The sequence below is a fragment of the Aquificaceae bacterium genome (assembly GCA_037481935.1).
In the GTDB taxonomy this organism is placed as follows: domain Bacteria; phylum Aquificota; class Aquificia; order Aquificales; family Aquificaceae; genus Pampinifervens.
Genome location: JBBFKQ010000008.1, coordinates 41,692 through 54,926, shown reverse-complemented (window position 1 = coordinate 54,926; position 13,235 = coordinate 41,692). Strand labels below are relative to the sequence as shown.

General features: G+C 49.1%; 11 protein-coding genes, 1 tRNA gene and 1 pseudogene. 4 read left to right on the top strand and 9 right to left on the bottom strand.

Annotated features, from left to right (window positions below; genetic code table 11):
- Nucleotides 1–7: 7 nt before the first annotated feature.
- The 5 genes from pth to ispE all read right to left on the bottom strand — a co-directional run bounded on the left by pth (nt 8) and on the right by ispE (nt 2,994).
- Nucleotides 8–577, bottom strand: a complete 570-nt coding sequence (gene pth, locus WHS43_07760) for an aminoacyl-tRNA hydrolase (protein MEJ5339532.1) — start codon at nt 575–577, stop codon at nt 8–10.
- Nucleotides 574–1,143 (bottom strand): 50S ribosomal protein L25/general stress protein Ctc, encoded by a 570-nt coding sequence (locus WHS43_07755; GenBank protein MEJ5339531.1) that lies wholly within the window; start codon nt 1,141–1,143, stop codon nt 574–576. Before WHS43_07755 ends, pth begins: the two co-directional genes overlap by 4 nt.
- Before the next feature lie 12 nt (nt 1,144–1,155).
- Nucleotides 1,156–2,091, bottom strand: a complete 936-nt coding sequence (locus tag WHS43_07750; protein MEJ5339530.1) for a ribose-phosphate pyrophosphokinase — start codon at nt 2,089–2,091, stop codon at nt 1,156–1,158.
- A 27-nt stretch (nt 2,092–2,118) separates the two neighbouring features.
- Nucleotides 2,119–2,191, bottom strand: a tRNA-Gln gene (locus WHS43_07745).
- Nucleotides 2,182–2,994, bottom strand: coding sequence for a 4-(cytidine 5'-diphospho)-2-C-methyl-D-erythritol kinase (gene ispE, locus WHS43_07740; protein ID MEJ5339529.1), 813 nt, complete (start codon nt 2,992–2,994; stop codon nt 2,182–2,184). Before ispE ends, WHS43_07745 begins: the two co-directional genes overlap by 10 nt.
- 169 nt (nt 2,995–3,163) lie before the next feature.
- On the opposite strand from ispE, the gene groES reads away from it, so the two are divergent.
- Entirely contained in the window at nt 3,164–3,457 is a 294-nt protein-coding gene (gene groES / locus WHS43_07735; GenBank protein MEJ5339528.1) for a co-chaperone GroES, read from the top strand.
- A gap of 24 nt (nt 3,458–3,481) precedes the next feature.
- Nucleotides 3,482–5,119, top strand: coding sequence for a chaperonin GroEL (gene groL / locus WHS43_07730; GenBank protein MEJ5339527.1), 1,638 nt, complete (start codon nt 3,482–3,484; stop codon nt 5,117–5,119).
- Nucleotides 5,120–5,144: 25 nt separating this feature from the next.
- Here groL and sulP read toward each other — a convergent pair.
- A pseudogene (sulP, locus tag WHS43_07725) lies at nt 5,145–7,175 on the bottom strand (sulfate permease).
- Nucleotides 7,176–7,269: 94 nt separating this feature from the next.
- On the opposite strand from sulP, the gene WHS43_07720 reads away from it, so the two are divergent.
- Together WHS43_07720 and WHS43_07715 are read left to right on the top strand one after the other, a co-directional pair.
- Nucleotides 7,270–8,007 carry a carbon-nitrogen hydrolase family protein gene (locus WHS43_07720; protein MEJ5339526.1) on the top strand — a complete coding sequence of 246 codons (738 nt, stop codon included), beginning with the start codon at nt 7,270–7,272 and terminating at the stop codon, nt 8,005–8,007.
- A gap of 28 nt (nt 8,008–8,035) precedes the next feature.
- Entirely contained in the window at nt 8,036–9,613 is a 1,578-nt protein-coding gene (locus WHS43_07715) for a CTP synthase (protein MEJ5339525.1), read from the top strand.
- Here WHS43_07715 and WHS43_07710 read toward each other — a convergent pair.
- The 3 genes from WHS43_07710 to oadA are packed head-to-tail and all read right to left on the bottom strand — an operon-like array spanning nt 9,585 to nt 13,227.
- A complete protein-coding gene (locus tag WHS43_07710) occupies nt 9,585–10,727 on the bottom strand; it encodes a metallophosphoesterase (protein MEJ5339524.1) in 1,143 nt (380 codons plus the stop codon). The two genes, WHS43_07715 and WHS43_07710, sit on opposite strands and share 29 nt — an antisense overlap.
- Nucleotides 10,724–11,395, bottom strand: coding sequence for a response regulator transcription factor (locus WHS43_07705; GenBank protein MEJ5339523.1), 672 nt, complete (start codon nt 11,393–11,395; stop codon nt 10,724–10,726). The genes WHS43_07710 and WHS43_07705 overlap by 4 nt, the downstream gene beginning before the upstream one ends.
- The gene (oadA, locus tag WHS43_07700; GenBank protein ID MEJ5339522.1) at nt 11,392–13,227 is read right to left on the bottom strand and encodes a sodium-extruding oxaloacetate decarboxylase subunit alpha; all 1,836 of its coding nucleotides are present in this window, start codon (nt 13,225–13,227) and stop codon (nt 11,392–11,394) included. The genes WHS43_07705 and oadA overlap by 4 nt, the downstream gene beginning before the upstream one ends.
- Nucleotides 13,228–13,235 lie beyond the last annotated feature (8 nt).

Genomic DNA, 13,235 nt, shown 5'->3' with positions numbered 1-13,235 from the left:
TTTTATTTTAAACCTGAGCGTTGCAGAAGTTCATGCTCTCCTCTGTGCCAAATTCAACACATCTATGTAAACATTCACCAGCCCTCTTTAGCACCTTTGCAAGCAACACTTCCTCCTCCTCGCTGAAAGGAGAGAGCACGTAGTCCACAACCCTGTTCCTGTCCCTTGGTCTGCCTATACCAACTCTTAGCCTTGGAAACTTTTCTGTCTTTATCTCTCTTATTATTGACTCCATACCATGATGACCTCCACTGCTTCCTTCTGTTCTCAGCCTTAGCCTGCCCAGGGGAAGGTCAAGGTCATCGTAGACAACAAGCATTTCCTCAGGGTTTATGTGATATTCTTCAAGGAGGTTCACCACCGCAAGACCAGAGTTGTTCATGTAGGTCTGTGGTTTTGCCACGAGAACCTCTCTGCCGTCAACTCTGACCCTGTAGAGGTGAGATAGGCACTCTTCCGAGTAATCCTGAACCCTCAACCTTCTCAGAAACTCCTCCACAACCATAAAGCCCACATTGTGGCGTGTTTTTTCATACCTCTTACCCGGATTTCCAAGACCCACAAGAAGCCTTATCATTCAGCAGGTGCGGTCTCCTCCACTTCAGGCTCCAGCACAACAGCCACCGTCTCTTCTGGAGAGTCCATGATTATACAGCCCTCCGGTGGGACAATGTCCCTAACATGAAGTGCATCCCCAAGCCCTAAACCGCTCACATCAACGCTTATTTTGTCAGGAAGTCTGTCCACCCTCGCCTTCACAGTAAGGCTGTGCATGAGAGGTTCAAAGGTTCCACCAAAACCCACACCTGCAGGGGTGCCGATAAATTCTATGGGCACTTCCACCTCAATCTCGCTCACATGTGTTATATCCTGCAGGTCCACGTGTATGGGGTTGTCCCCAAGCCAGCCCATCTGCATCTCCCTAAGGAGACATACCCTTCTATCTCCATCAATCTCCGCCTCAATGAGAAAGGTTTCACCCTGTGGAAAGGCCTTTAGGTCTCTTATGCTTATGTATGCATGTATGTTCTCCACATCTTTGCCGTATACCTCCACAGGAACGTAGCCTTCTCTCCTGAACCTCTTTACCTCGCTCTTTTTGCCTAAAGCTCTTGGTATTAGCTTGACCTGAACCCTTTTCATCCTTTACCTCCTTTATACAAAAAGTGAGCTTATGGATTCACCCTCATGGGCACGTTTTATAGCTTCTGCTATGAGCGGAGCTATGGAAACAACCTTTAGCTTCTCAAGCCCTTTCCCCTCCATGCTAAGGGTGTTGGTCACTATAACCTCTTCCACTGGAGACTCCCTCAGTCTGTCTATTGCAGGACCTGAAAAGATACCATGGGTTGCGGCCACCCACACACCCTTTGCTCCCTTTGATAAGAGCATGTTAGTGGCGGCAACTACAGTGCCGGCGGTGTCTATTATGTCATCAACTATTATCGCCTTTTTACCCTTAACATCGCCTATGAGGTCAAGCACTTCCGCCACGTTGGGCTCAGGTCTTCTCTTATATATAATGGCAATGCTACAGCCCAGCTTGTTGGCAAGGAGCCTTGCCCTCTCTACCCCGCCTGCATCTGGTGAGACCACCACCATATCCCCATCCATATAGTTCTTTATGTATTCGTATAGCACATTCAGGGCGTAAAGGTTATCCACAGGTATGTTGAAAAAGCCCTGAATCTGGGGAGAGTGAAGGTCAACTATTATGAGCCTCTGGGCTCCTGCAACCGTTATGAGGTCAGCCAGAAGCCTTGCACTTATAGGAACTCTAGGTTTGTCCTTTCTGTCCTGCCTTGCATAGGCATAGTAAGGGATTACAGCGGTTATTCTTCCAGCAGAGGCCCTTTTGAGAGCATCAAGCATGAGAAGAAGCTCCATTATGCTCTCGTTAACGGGATATCCAAGAGACTGAATCACGAAAACATCTTCCCCTCTCATGGATTCGTTTATCTTCACTCTCACCTCACCGTCGCTGAACCTTCCCACTATAACATCGGACAGTGGGATGCCAAGATATTCAGAAACTTCCTGTGCAAGCCTGGGATTGCTGGTGCCTGTCAGAAGTTTTATAGAGCCAAACATTGCACACCTCTTCAGTTTTATGGAAAGCTGGGGTGCCTGGATTCGAACCAGGAGCCCCCGGATCCAAAGTCCGGTGCTCTGCCAGTTGAGCTACACCCCATAACTTTCCACTCTGTAAAGCCTCCAGCCTCTTGCCCTGCAGGCAAGCTCTACCTCAACGGTAGGCTCACCTACATAAAAAACGCTTGAGCCACTACCACTCACCAGGGCTGACATGCCCAGGCCTCTCAGAAACCTAAGCACTTCGCCCACCTCAGGGTAAAGCTCTCCAGCCAGCTCACCCAGCCTGTTCTGGAGCACGCTGAAGTCTCCAGCCCTCAGGCAATCTATTATTTTATCACCCTCTAACTTTTCTGTCAACATCTCTTCTCTTACCATGCTGTATACATGGGCTGTTGAAGACCTGATTCCCGGATGTATGAGGGTAAAGGTCATCCTGGGCAGCTCTAGTCTTTCAAGAATCTCACCCCTGCCCCTTCCTATAGCAGCTCCACCGAGGAGAAAGAAGGGAGCATCAGAGGATATCCGACCTGCTATTAGATATAGCTCTTCTTCACTCAGCGGATTACCCATGAGCTCGTTTACGGCCCTTAAAACCGTGGCAACATTTGAAGAGCCACCCCCAAGACCGCCGCCCTCGGGTATGTTTTTCTGGATAAAGATTCTCAGGCTAATTTCCTTCCCGAGAAGTCCCTCCATCACCCTGAGGGCCTTGTAAACCAGGTTTTGTTCCATGGGTATCCCCGTGCTGGTTTCAACGCTGAGGGGACCTTCCTCTATAAGCACCTCGTCAAAGAGGTCTACAGCCTGATAGATGGTGAAAACCTCGTGGTATCCATCAGCCCTCTTTCCAAGAAGCCAGAGACCCAGGTTCACCTTTGCGGGGGACAGAAGCCTCAGCATAGGTATAATCATAGCTCTTTGATTTATCCGCTGCAAGCCATGTTTATTAACTTTTCAGGCTAAATAAATATTAGTGATTTATACTAAGAATTTTCTCAAAAACCTCTTGACAAACTTTCCGGGTGTTAATATAATATCTACCCGTAAAATTCCTTGAAGGAGGTGGAACATGGCAAAGCTCAGACCCCTTTATGACAAGATTGTGGTCAGGAGACTCGAAGAACAGGAACAGAGAACAGCCTCTGGCATCATCATACCAGACACCGCCAAAGAGAAGCCTCAGGTGGGTGAGGTGGTGGCGGTGGGAGAAGGAAAGCTCCTGCAGAACGGTCAGCAAGTTCCACCAAAGGTAAAGCCCGGGGACAGGGTTGTTTTTAACAAGTATGCGCGCACCGAGGTAGAGCTTGACGGTGAAAAGTTCCTTATCATGTCTGAGGACGAAGTCCTTGCCATAGTTGAGTAAAAAACTTTTAAAGGAGGTGGTAGCATGGCAGCAAAGAAGGTTATCTACGGAGAAGATGCAAGGGCAAGGCTCAAGGCAGGCGTTGACAGGCTTGCCAACGCGGTAAAGGTCACCCTTGGACCAAGGGGTAGAGAGGTGATAATTGAGAAGAAGTGGGGAACGCCCCTTGTCACAAAGGACGGCGTGACCGTTGCCAAAGAGATTGAGCTCAAAGACCCCTATGAGAACATGGGAGCTCAGCTGGTAAAGGAAGTCGCCTCCAAGACCGCAGACGTTGCCGGTGACGGAACTACCACGGCAACTGTTCTTGCTCAGGCAATCTTCACCGAGGGACTCAAGGCAATAGCCTCCGGCGCAAACCCCATGGACCTTAAGAGGGGCATAGACAAGGCTGTGGAAAAGGTTGTTGAGGAGATAAAGGCACAGTCCATACAGGTGGGTGGAAGGAAGGAAATAGAACAGGTTGCCACCATATCCGCCAACAACGACCCCGAGATAGGAAAGATAATAGCGGACGCAATGGAAGCCGTGGGTAAGGATGGTGTTATAACCGTTGAAGAGTCCAAGTCCGCCCAGACCACCCTTGAAACCGTCCAGGGTATGCAGTTTGACAGGGGATATCTGTCTCCCTACTTCGTGACCAACCCTGACAAGATGGAGGCAGTGCTTGAAGACCCATACATACTCATATATGAGAAGAAGATTTCCAATGTAAAAGACCTTCTGCCAGTTCTTGAGCAGGTGGTAAGGGCTGGAAAGCCAATCCTGATAATCGCCGAGGATGTGGAAGCGGAAGCCCTTGCAACCCTGGTGGTCAACCATATAAAGGGCGTAATTAGGGCATGCGCAGTAAAGGCACCGGGCTTTGGTCAGAGGAGGAAGGACTACCTGCAGGACATAGCTATACTAACGGGTGGAACCGCCATAACTGAAGAGCTGGGTATAAAGCTTGAAAGCGTTGGGCTTGACATGCTGGGAAGGGCGGACAAGGTGATAGTGGACAAGGACAACACCACCATAGTGGGTGGAAAGGGCTCTAAAGAAGCCATAAACGCGAGGATAGAGCAGATCAAAAAGCAAATCGTGGAGACAACCTCCGACTACGACAGGGAAAAGCTCCAGGAAAGGCTTGCCAAGCTGGCTGGCGGTGTTGCTATAATAAGGGTCGGTGCAGCCACAGAGGCAGAGCTTAAAGAAAAGAAGGCAAGGGTTGAGGACGCGGTGCATGCCACCAAGGCTGCGGTGGAAGAAGGTATAGTGCCCGGTGGTGGTGTGGCACTGGTGAGAGCTTCAGAGGCTCTTGAAAACCTCAAGGTGGAAAACCCTGACCAGCAGGTGGGTGTGGACATAGTGAAGAAGGCCTGCAGGACGCCGCTCAGACAAATTGCCAGCAACGCAGGCTTTGAAGGATATGTGGTGCTTGAAAAGGTTCTCCAGCTCGGAAAAGAGAAGGGCAAGAACTGGGGCTTTGATGCCTCTGTGGGAGACTACAAGGACATGGTAGAAGCCGGAATAATTGACCCCACAAAGGTGGTGAGGACCGCCATACAAAACGCTGCCTCAGTGGCGGGAACCATGCTTACCGCAGAAGCCCTCGTGGCTGAAATACCAGAGGAGAAAAAGGAGAAAGCACCAGCCCCAGAAATGCCCGAGCTTGACTAAAAACCTGCCCCCGCAAGGGGGCTCTTTATTTCAATATCTTAAGCAGACTTTCCACAACCTCCCCTGTATTGGTTCCCAGATAGATAAAGCCGTTTTTCATCTGGCATCCCTTTGTGGCACACAGTCCACCAAAGGAAAGAACCTCACCGTTGTGTTTTATTAGCTTTGTGGAGGGCACATAAAGACCTTTTCCATCTGTATAAAAGTCCTCAGCCCTGAGCTCTATCTCCCTGCCATCCGACCTGAGCAGAAGGGTTCTGTATGCCTTTCCTGCATAAACATCCAGACCTTCATAGGCTGAAAATCCCTCGTACATATCCCTTATGGGGTTCTCTGCCTGTTCAAACTTCACATAATCCTTTACCGTATAGCATTCCTTAAAGAGAGCATAGGGGCAGAGCTTTGCACAGTAGTCATGGTCTATGCTCTTGAAGAGTTCACCCAGTGCATAACCCTTGGAGGGAAGTATGTTCTCCTTTCCCAGTTTCTGGAGAAAGCCTGACCTTCGCATAACCTCCTCAACTGGTGCCTTTGCGTTCACGAAGACCAGGTTCACCCCCTTCTTCCTCAAATCATCTAGAAAATCACCAAGGGCGTCAAGGGCGGTTCCATCCATGTAGTTCACGGACTCGCAGTCTATAACAAGATGTTTCAGGGCTGGCTTTTGCTCCACTATCTCCCTTATTTCCTCAAGTATGTTCTCCGTGTTGGCATAGTAAAAGGATGCCTCTGGTCGAACCATTTCAATCTGAGGGCATGTGGGCAGGTTGTTGCTTTCTGCGTTGACAAAGGTTTTGCTTACAGGGTCTCTTGACAGCCTCACAATCCTGGGATACAGACTCCTCCAGAGGAAGAGGGAAAGGGAAAGAAACATACCTATGAATATGGCGTAGTCTGGCTTCATTATGAAGGAGAGGGCAAAGGTAGTTATGGCAGACATTCCATCGTAGCGGTTTGTCCTCCAGAGGTGCACAAAGTAAGCAGGCTTTACCAGGTTTATTACCGCTGTTATAACAATCGCAGAGAGCACTGCCCTTGGCAGGTAATACAGAAGAGGTGCTACAAAGAGTATGGTGGCTATGACAAAGCTTGCACTTATTATGTTTGCCATGCCAGTTTTTGCACCCGCCTGAAAGTTTACCGCAGAGCGGGAAAAGGAACCGCTGACAGGAAAGCTCTTGAAGAAAGAACCCACAAGGTTTGCAAGCCCCTGACCCACAAGCTCCTGATTGACGTCTATCCTCTGCTTTGTCTGACTTGCTATGAACTTGGCTATGGCGTATGCTTCCATAAAGCCAACAAGGGCTATGATAAAAGCTTTACCCAGTATCCTGTCAAGAAGGTCCCAGTCTACAGACGGTAAGGAAGGAAGAGGAATTCCTCTGGGTATATCACCCACCACCCTTATACCATAGCTTTCAAAGGCGAAGAAGTAAGACAGTGAGGTAAAAAGGGCCACCGTAAGCAGTGCGGATGGAAAGTTTCTGTTTATCCTTCTCAGACCTATTATCAGGGCTATGGATACCAGGCCCACTAGAAGGGTATATGGGTTTGTCTGTGGAAGGCTCTTTGCTATCTCGTATAGGTTCTGGAATATGAGCTCCTTCTGCTCCACCTTTATGCCGAGAAGGGCAGGAACCTGCGTCGTCATGATTATTATGGCCGCTGCGTTTGTAAATCCTATTATCACCGAGTGGGAGACAAAGTTTACAAGAAATCCTAGCCTGAAAAGCCCGATGGCGAGCTGTATGATGCCTACAAGAAAGGCCATCAGTATGGCGAGCTCTATAAACTTCTCATCGCCGGGCTTTGCGTAGCTTGTGAGAGAGACAAAGGTTAGAAAGGCAACTATGGCAACAGGACCTGTGGCCAACTGGGCGGAGCTTCCAAAGAGGGCGGCTATTATGACGGGTATGGATGCGGCGTAAAGTCCGTAAACGGGTGGAAGACCGGCAATCAGGGCGTAAGCCATGGACTGGGGGACAAGAACCACAGCCACGGTAAGACCGGCAATAAAGTCAGAGCTGAGGGTTTTCCTGTCATAACCCCTGAACCACCTAAGAAAGGGGAAAACCTCTCCATAGCTTTAAAAATACTAACATAAATCATAAAAGTCCATGTTCCTTTATCCGCTTATAATCTTATAAGCCATGCTTAATCTCGCGGTCCTCCAGTTCAGACCAGTTCTTGGAAGGGTGGAGGAAAACCTGAGGAGAGTTATGGAAATGCTCATGTCTGTTAAAGATGGTTCGCTGGTGGCTCTGCCGGAGATGTGGCAGTGCGGCTTTGATTATGAGAGACTTGACAGGCATGCGGATGCCACCGGTGAAGTTCTGGAGGAGTTAAAGAAGGTATCCGCTGAAAAAGGTCTGACATTAATCGGCACATACCCAACGAAAAAAGAAAAGGGCATATACAACTCCGCCATTATCCTTGAGAGAGGGCAAATACGGGGCTTCAGGCACAAGATAAAGCTCTTCCCCCTCTATGAGGAGCCCAGGCACTTCCTGCCCGGTGCTGAAAACCCTGTTTTTGAACTTTCTGGATTGAAGGTGGGCATACTCATATGCTTTGAGCTCAGGTTTCCTGAAATTTCACAGAGTCTTAGAGAAGCTGAGCTTCTTGTGGTCCCTTCCATGTGGGGTGAAGGCAGAAAAGAGCATCTGAGAATTCTCTCAAGGGCGAGAGCCATAGAAAATCAGTGTTTTCTCATGCTGTCCAGTGCTTGGGGGGAGGTTGGGGGTGAGAGGTTTGCAGGATGCTCTGGCATATATGGACCCTGGGGTGAAGTTCTCGCCTTTTCTGAAAAGGGAGACAGCCTTATTCAGGTAGAGGTGGACTTAGAAGAGGTAGAGAGGGTAAGAAGACTTATTCCAGTCCAGTTATAAATCCTGAGCTGTTGTAAAATATCCCTACATGACCCGCTACATATTCGTCACGGGTGGTGTTCTCTCTTCTCTCGGAAAGGGTGTTGCCTCAGCCTCAATAGCAACACTGCTTGAGGAGCAGGGGCTTAAGGTAAACCTTCAGAAGCTTGACCCATATCTCAATGTTGACCCTGGCACCATGAGCCCTTACCAGCACGGTGAAGTCTATGTTACGGAGGACGGTGCAGAGACTGACCTTGACCTTGGACATTATGAGAGGTTCACAACCATCAGCATGAGCAGAAAAAACAACGTGACCGCAGGAAGGGTCTACTATAACGTCATACAGAGGGAAAGAGAGGGTGGTTACCTTGGGGCTACCGTGCAGGTCATACCCCACATAACCGATGAGATAAAGAGACTGATAAGGGAGCTGGAGGATGGCTGTGATGTGGTGGTGGTGGAGATAGGGGGAACGGTGGGGGACATAGAGAGTCTTCCCTTCCTTGAGGCTGTGAGACAGCTCTCCGTGGAGGCGGGCAGGGAAAGAGTGCTTTTTGTGCACACCACCTATGTGCCATACATAAGGATAACTGGAGAGCTAAAGACAAAGCCCACACAGCACTCTGTAAAGGAGCTCAGGGCAATCGGTATACAGCCAGACATAATTCTGTGCAGGTCAGAGACGGAGGTGCCTGAAGGCATAAAGGAGAAGATAGCTCTTTTCACCAGCGTCAAAAAGTCTGGGGTTATATCAGCACCTGATGTGGATTACATATACGAGGTTCCTCTGGTTTTCAAGAGGCAGGGGATTGATAAACTCATACTTGAGCATTTTGGCTTTGAATACAGAGAGGTGAGAAGCAAATGGGAAAGTATAGTGGAAATTCTCAGGTCTTCAAGGGGTGAGGTAAACATCGCCCTTGTGGGAAAGTATGTTTCCCTGAAAGATTCCTACAAGAGCGTGGTTGAAGCCCTCATCCATGGAGGTATAGCCAACAGAGTAAGGGTAAACATTAACTGGATAAACTCAGAGGACTATGAGGAAGAGCTTCTTGAAAAGTCTGACGGCATACTTGTTCCGGGAGGCTTTGGAGAGAGAGGGACAGAGGGCAAAATGAGGGCGCTCACCTATGGCAGAGAGAAGAAAAAGCCCACCTTTGGTATATGCCTTGGTATGCAGCTCATGTGCGTGGAGTTTGCAAGGAATGTGCTCGGTCTGGAGGGTGCCAACTCTACAGAGTTTGACCCCATAACGCCCCATCCAGTTATAGACATAATGGAGGAGCAGAAGAACATAAGACAGCTTGGCGGAACCATGAGACTGGGTTCTTACCCATGCATGCTTGTGGAGGGGACAAAGGCAAGGGATATATACGGACAGGAGCTGGTCCACGAACGCCACAGGCACAGGTATGAGTTCAATAACCTATACAGAGAAGCCTTTGAAAGCTCCGGTATGCTCTTTTCCGGGCTCTCGCCCGATGGGAGGCTTGTGGAGATAGTAGAATTAAGGGACCATCCCTGGTATCTTGGCTGCCAGTTTCACCCCGAGTTCAGAAGCAAACCCTTCCAGCCCCACCCTCTCTTTGTGTCCTTCATCTCCGCCTGTTTACAAGGCCAATGACCGCCACATCTGGCGGAGAAAAGAGCCTCATGGGAGGACCGCCCGTTCCTACTCCCTTGCTTACGTAAAGGTAAGAGCCTCCAAGACTATGAAAACCCCTGTCGCTGAGGAAAAGTTTTGTAAGTATAAGCCTGCCCAGTGGATAGTAAACTCCCCCGTGGGTATGACCCGAAAGCATGAGGTCAAAAAGACCCAAAGTCCCCTCTTCCAGCCTTGGCTTGTGCTTCAGGTATAGGACAAAGCTTTTCCTGTCAACCCTCTGCAAAAGCTCTCTGTCTGAAAGGGTGCCAAGGCAGGCTCTGAAAAGCCTGCAGTCATCGTCGTCAATTCCAGCAACTGTGAGGTTGTATTCTTTCAGGTATATCACATCTCCTCTGAGAAGTTTAAAGCCAGCTCTCTGGGTAAAATCCACTGCCTGCTCCACTCCCCTGTAGTATTCATGATTTCCCAGCACTGCATACTTTCCCAGCGGCGGGTTCATCTCTGAAAGGGCATCAGCCAGATAAAGCTTATCCCTCATGTTTCCGTCCACCAGGTCCCCTGTGGAGACCACCAGGTCTGGCCTTTCCCTCTCATACACCTGCATTATGAGCCTGACCTTGTCCATACCCATTACAGGACCAAGGTGAAGGTCCGAGATGTGAAGTATTCTGACCCTCTCCACATGAGCCGGTAGTTTATCCGTATAGAGGGTAAACCTCTCCACCCTGAGGTTAAGAGTTTCGTAGTGGCTGTAGGCGGAAAGGGCAAGGGAAAATATCAGGAGCGCGGCTGCAACCACTTTTACAGGGGGCTTAGGCAGTGGGTTAATCCTCAGAAATCTGTAAGAAACATAAATGACTGCCCTGTAGAGCTCAAAAAGAAGTCCACCCAGCACCAGATAGAAGAGAAATCCCATCCAGAGAAGCCCGCTCAGGGCTGTTATGTAGGCAATATGATAGTTCATGTGAGCATCCGCAAAACGCCAGATGAAGGGTGAAAGGAACCCGAGGAAAAAGAGGGAAAGCACAGCCCTTCTGCCTATTTTTCCAAGGGCTGGCTTGAAAACTCTGAAGTATGCGTAAGCATGCATGAAACCAAAGACTGTAAGAAAAATCAATATAAACCACATCATAGTCCCAGCTTATACCCGAAGCCCCTCACCGTCTGAATCGCCCTGCCCTCTTCGCCCAGCTTTTCCCTGAGCTTTTTTATGTGAACATCCACAGTTCTATCATACACATCTCTCTTGAGAACCCTTTCTATAAGATACTCCCTGCTTACGGGTTTTCCATAGTTTTCAAGAAGTGCAGACAGTATCATAAACTCTGTAGGTGTCAGTTCAATGAGCTCATCCCCCCTTTTTACCTCCTTTTTTTCCAGGTCCACTTGAAGACCACCGAGCTTGAAATGGGTCTGTCTCTTTTCCTTTCCAACCCTTCTCAGCACCGCCTTTACCCTTGCCACAAGCTCCTTCAGAGAAAAGGGCTTTGTTATGTAGTCATCTGCGCCCAGAGAAAAGCCTCTCAATTTGTCCTGTTCCATATCCCTGGCTGTGATAAATATAATGGGGATTTCTCTCAGGTTGTTGCTGTTTCTCACATACTGAGCTATCTTAAACCCGTCGTAGTCTGGAAGCATCACATCAAGGAGCAGCAGGTCGGGTTGTTGTTCTTGGAGATACTTCACAGCTTCAGCGCCCCTCAGACAGATAATTGGCTGATAACCCTCTTTTTTAAGGTTATAGGCTATGAGCTCAGCAAGGTCACTGTCGTCTTCCACAAGGAGTATCTTCAGGTTCATATCTTCAAGGGCTTTATCCTTACAGCCACCTCGTCCGGGTTTACCACATCACCCACAGATATGAGCACTTCCTCCACCACGCCTTCCACAGGACTGTGAACTTCGTTTTCCATCTTCATGGCCTCTACCACAAAGAGCACATCTCCTTCTTTTACCTCCTGCCCTATGCTCACCTTTACGTTTACCACCTTGCCTGATATGGGCGAGGTTACATCTCCAACGCCCACGGGCTTTGGTCTTCTGGGCTTCACCTCTACTGCAGAGGTTATTTCACCGTAAGGAGAGGGAATGCTTTCCACTTCCTTGAGTGGCCTTAGGATGACCTCTTCCAGCTTTCCATCAAGCCTCACAAAGAAGGGCCTTCCTTCGGTGGTTGGTTCACCCCTCCCCGCTATCTGCACATGATACTGTTCTCCATGGACTGTAACAATGAACTCAACAGGTATGTTTTCCTTCATTTCTTCCACGAGTTCCTCAGGTGGAAGTTTTTCTCCCTTCTCTCTGGACTCAAAAAACTCCTTCGCTACCAGGGGAAAGATGGCATAAGAAAGCACATCCTCCTCACTCTTTGCCCCAGCCCTTACAGCCTCTTCCCTTGCTTTGGGTAGCTCAGGCTCAAGAAGGTCTGCAGGCCTTATGTGATATATGGGCTCCTCGTCACCCAGTATCTTTTTTATAAGCTCTTCCCTTATGGGTGCAGGGGGCCTGCCATAGAGACCCTTCACGTAATCCCTGGTCTCCTTTGTCACCACCTTGTACCTTTCTCCGTGAACCACATTAAGAAATGCCTGAGAACCAACTATCTGACTTGTGGGGGTTACAAGGGGAGGATATCCAAGGTCCTGACGGACTATAACCACCTCCTCAAGGACCTCTGGAAGCCTCTCCTCCATACCCTGTTCTCTGAGCTGACTTATAAAGTTGGAAATCATACCACCGGGAACCTGATGGAGAAGCACGCCCACATCGGGATAGGGAGGGAGCACATCATATTTTTTATACTTCTTCCTTATGCCTGCAAAAAGGTCTCCGGCCCTCTGGTAAAGCTTTTCATCCACCCTCACCTGATAGCCGAACTCCCTCAGCACATATATCATGGTCTCACCTGGCGGGTGAGATGTCTGACAGGAGAGGCTGTAAAAGACCGTGTCTATCATGTCCGCCCCCGCTTCCACGCCTTTGAGCTGTGCCATCTGTGCAAGGTCTGCTGTGGTCTGGGTATGAAGATGCACCATGTATTCTGGAAATTCTGACTTGAGGGCGTAGACCAGCTCGTAGGCAACCTTTGGGGAGAGCAGTCCGGCCTGGTCCTTTATGGATATGATATCTATGCCCATATCCACAAGTTCTCTGGCAATACCCACATAATATTCCACCGTGTGCACCGGGCTTATAGTGTAAGAGAGCACACCTTTTACCGTTGCCCCTACCCTCTTAGCAGTTTCTATGGACTTTCTCATATTTCTTGTATCGTTAAGAGCGTCAAAAATCCTGAATACCTCTATGCCGTTGTCATATGCCCTCTTTACAAACTCCTCTACCACATCGTCCGCATAGTGCCTGTAGCCCACCACATTCTGACCTCTCAGGAGCATCTCAAGCCTTGTGTTTGGTGCATGCTTTTTGAAGAGCCTGAGCCTCTCCCATGGGTCTTCCTTGAGATACCTGAGGCACACATCAAAGGTGGCCCCTCCCCATACCTCAAGAGACCAGAATCCGCACCTGTCAAGGACCTCTATAAGTTCAAGCATGTCCTCTGTCCTGACCCTTGTAGCAAGGAGAGACTGAATACCATCCCGTAAAGAAACGTCTGTGATAAAAATCTCTCGCATAGGGAAAA

Bases quoted from the DNA above. Each gene is read 5' to 3' on its own strand.
- WHS43_07720 (MEJ5339526.1), top strand. From the start codon at position 7,270: ATGCTTAATCTCGCGGTCCTCCAGTTCAGACCAGTTCTTGGAAGGGTG.
- ispE (MEJ5339529.1), bottom strand. From the start codon at position 2,994: ATGCTGAGGCTTCTGTCCCCCGCAAAGGTGAACCTGGGTCTCTGGCTT.
- oadA (MEJ5339522.1), bottom strand. From the start codon at position 13,227: ATGCGAGAGATTTTTATCACAGACGTTTCTTTACGGGATGGTATTCAG.
- pth (MEJ5339532.1), bottom strand. From the start codon at position 577: ATGATAAGGCTTCTTGTGGGTCTTGGAAATCCGGGTAAGAGGTATGAA.
- WHS43_07750 (MEJ5339530.1), bottom strand. From the start codon at position 2,091: ATGTTTGGCTCTATAAAACTTCTGACAGGCACCAGCAATCCCAGGCTT.
- groES (MEJ5339528.1), top strand. From the start codon at position 3,164: ATGGCAAAGCTCAGACCCCTTTATGACAAGATTGTGGTCAGGAGACTC.
- WHS43_07705 (MEJ5339523.1), bottom strand. From the start codon at position 11,395: ATGAACCTGAAGATACTCCTTGTGGAAGACGACAGTGACCTTGCTGAG.
- groL (MEJ5339527.1), top strand. From the start codon at position 3,482: ATGGCAGCAAAGAAGGTTATCTACGGAGAAGATGCAAGGGCAAGGCTC.
- WHS43_07755 (MEJ5339531.1), bottom strand. From the start codon at position 1,143: ATGAAAAGGGTTCAGGTCAAGCTAATACCAAGAGCTTTAGGCAAAAAG.
- WHS43_07715 (MEJ5339525.1), top strand. From the start codon at position 8,036: ATGACCCGCTACATATTCGTCACGGGTGGTGTTCTCTCTTCTCTCGGA.
- WHS43_07710 (MEJ5339524.1), bottom strand. From the start codon at position 10,727: ATGATGTGGTTTATATTGATTTTTCTTACAGTCTTTGGTTTCATGCAT.